This window comes from Eoetvoesiella caeni (assembly GCF_003315175.1).
Lineage (GTDB): Bacteria > Pseudomonadota > Gammaproteobacteria > Burkholderiales > Burkholderiaceae_B > Eoetvoesia > Eoetvoesia caeni.
The window spans coordinates 1-3,197 of record NZ_QNRQ01000035.1 but is presented as its reverse complement, the minus strand read 5'-3'; the positions used below and the strand labels follow the sequence as shown (position 1 = coordinate 3,197).

Genomic DNA, 3,197 nt, shown 5'->3' with positions numbered 1-3,197 from the left:
GTGCAGATGACTTCTGATATTGCGTGGTCAGGAGCCGACTGCACACCTGGCGTTACGCCCCGTCAATTGGTGCAGTCGTCTTCTGAAAATGACAGTAAAGTGCGCCACTATGATCTGTTCAGAAAACCACCGTTTTCTAAACACTATCGTTGGCTGGTTAAGCAATTGGAAGTGCTTGAAACGGGTCATGAGCTCGGCATCTAAACTTGTCAGGTCGCCGGCTGCAATCGACCCATACCGGTCAGTGAATCTTTACCTTGAAGAGGGGCGCCTAACGCCTGTGTTGTGGGGCGTTTGAGCCGACGACTATCTTTGCTGCAAAAAACTTGGCTGCGGGTCAAACGCCCCTTGCAACGATTTATTCGATACGGCATTTTTTTGTGTATCAAGCTTGGAGATACAGTCGCATTGTCTCGATAGACTCTGTGAGTTCAGCTGTGGTAAACAATACATTCCGGTCGTTCTCCGGATGATGAATTTGATGGCGAATGTATTCGGTAAGAATAATGTGCTCCGTTACCATAGAACCGTCCCGCCGATGACGATTGTACTGACGCAGTGGTTTGCCGCGCTTATAATCATCCAAGCGTCCTTCTGCCTCAATGAACCCGTATAGTTCGTTGTGATACTCATAAGACGCCTCTCCAAACGCCGAAAAATTCACTTCGTTAAGGCTTGGATATGGTAACTCATGCTCCAGAACGGGCGAGACTCGTGTCGGAATCTGATTCGAAATCAGAATAATGTTTTCAAACTTCAAACGCTTGACGATTTCTGGGCTGTGTGTTGTGAGTAGCACCTGAGTGTTGTGCGCCTCGGACAGGGCAATCAGAGCATCAGTCAAAGCGCGTTGATGCTCTGGGTGTTGAGAGGTTTCCGGCTCTTCTATGGCGTATACGATATCGGGCAAGTTGGCTTCATTTTTTCTCCTCTCTGCTTCGGCACGGAAGAAACTGATCAGCACAAGGCGTCTTACGCCACTTCCTCTTTTATTGATGGGTATATCATCATCCCCGGTAATAGAGACGTTCTTGAAGACATCCAACCACTTCAGGCTGGCGAAATCCGGAAGTTGAGGATCGAGCGAATGGGCAATGGCCGGAGCCATTTCGGCAAGCTTCTGTAGGGTTCTCTGCGCCACTTCATCCAGACGTGTCTTCACCGTGTTCGTGACCTGCGCCAAGTCTGCTTGAATTTTTGGATCACCGAGGATTTCTCTGACAGCGATACGCATTGGATCCTGGACTTCATCGTCAGAATCGCTATTCTTTCGATCAGATTGGAATAGCGTGTACAGCGGCATATACAACTTGAGTTGTTCCCAGATGCTCTTGGCATCAATCTTGGCAACTTCAATTTCGCAATTGCCTAACTGCAAGTTAGCCTGTCCACCCCAGATCGCCTTGCGTAGTTCAGCGTTCTTTGTTTTGTCCGGACAATCGAAGCCACCAGCTTCCAATATCTTCTTTAGATCAGCGTTCTTTTTCAGAAGTAAGTCAGCACATTCCGGATTCGCGGGATGGTTCGCCTTAATAAGTACCTTTTCCTTTCCCGCATTTGGGTATCTCTTGATGACATGCAAGGTTCTCGCAGACGTTAGCAAGTATTCCCCCTGCAGTGTCGTCTGGTTTGTGGTGTCTATAACGATATTTTCCGGGAGATCAGTAAATTCGACTTCGATTTCAATGCAATCCTGCCCTTGAGCAAGACAATCTTTGTTTATATCGTCCTTGTCAATCTTGACGCAGCCCTTGCCTTCATTGAAAAAGATGTCCAACGCTTCAAGAATCGTTGATTTCCCAATGTCGTTACGGCCAACAAGAACGAGTAAGTCATCAACCTGTACCGTCACCGGGCTTGAGTAGCTTCTAAATCGGTTCACAGTTACGGCTTTTATTTTCATCTTGTTCTCCCCTCTATGTAACCAATCGGCATCTAACTATAAATAGGCGACAAGTCAGCGAAGACGATTGATCGCCTAAACAGATCGAATTTAATCTTTAGTGGAACGTATTGGCGAAAAATCTTCCACTGCTTTTTAGTCAAGCCAAAATATAGATGCAAGGACTGTTCGCCCTTAGCCGATTGGAGTCAACGCGCCAAGCAAGTCTCATCAGGGCGTTGAGGTGGCGATGTTCGTTGTATAGCTTTGATCAAACGTAAGCGTCCGCCCAGGGCCGTATTGACGGTTTGAGCAGATTGCGCTCATGGCTAAAGCGTCACGTTCCAGGGCAACAATTCGTCGACTTGATTGACCGGATGGTCGGCGATCACGCTCAAGACGTGGCGCAGGTACGCTTGGGGATTGATATCGTTCAATTTGGCTGTGCCAAGTAGGCTGTACATCGTGGCCGCGCGTTCACCGCCCGCGTCGGATCCCAGAAACAGGTAGTTTTTCCTGTTATGTGAAGCTTTACATAACCGCAATAAGGCGAACTTAGTGTTTATGCGAACCCGAGTTTTTGGCCTGCACTGTCATGCAGGAATAGCCGCTGCTTGAACTGAGTAATTCGCAGCTGGACTTCGCATAAGAATTCGCATCTCCTAATGTGGCAACGCCACTTCAGGAGAACCTCATGAATGTTTTCGATGCCTTAACACCACTGGCAGCGCGTCGGCTGCGCACAAGTGTCGTAAGTCCGTTTGCACAGGCGTACTGGGACCGCTTAAACGATCAAGGATATGCCCGAAGCACTGTGCGACTGTATCTCAATTGCCTAGCGCACTTCGCCCATTGGACTTCTCGGCAGCAGGTTAACCTGTCTGCACTCGATCGGCACATACAGCGCTTTGTCGACTGGCACTTGCCGCGCTGCCGCTGCGGCCCCTCTGTTCAGCGCAGGCGGCCTTCTATGCGGGCGGCCCTTGGGCACTTCAAGATCGTTGTGACCGATGCTGGCGTGTTGCGTGATACCGAGCCGCTCAGTCAAGTGGACGAGCAACTGCTACGGTTCGACCGATATTTATTTCAGATGAAGGGCTTGGCCGCCAGCACACGCCGCCGCAGACTGCCCTGTTGGCCACCCAAACTCCTCCACCTTTGGCCACCTCAAATTCCCCCACCTGATCGGGGCCTAATCGCGGCATAATTCCCGCGTTTTGCGGTCTCGGCGGTTTCCTGGCAGGACGTTATCTTTACCCCTCGACTGAGGGGAATTGGATTGAACGTCTTGAAACCACACCTGCAAACCACCATT

At 49.8% G+C, this 3,197-nt stretch carries 2 protein-coding genes and 1 pseudogene; 1 reads left to right on the top strand and 2 read right to left on the bottom strand.

The window, feature by feature from the left end:
• The coding region (locus DFR37_RS23195) for a hypothetical protein (protein ID WP_211317354.1) at nucleotides 1-204 on the top strand (204 nt) is incomplete at its 5' end.
• 181 nt (nucleotides 205-385) lie between these two features.
• Here DFR37_RS23195 and DFR37_RS22605 read toward each other — a convergent pair.
• Both DFR37_RS22605 and DFR37_RS22600 read right to left on the bottom strand, forming a co-directional pair.
• Nucleotides 386-1,903 (bottom strand): ATP-binding protein, encoded by a 1,518-nt coding sequence (locus tag DFR37_RS22605; RefSeq protein ID WP_113935402.1) that lies wholly within the window; start codon nucleotides 1,901-1,903, stop codon nucleotides 386-388.
• Between the two features lie 308 nt (nucleotides 1,904-2,211).
• Nucleotides 2,212-2,403 (bottom strand): annotated as a pseudogene (locus DFR37_RS22600) (transposase domain-containing protein); the annotation flags it as partial.
• Nucleotides 2,404-3,197: the final 794 nt, after the last annotated feature.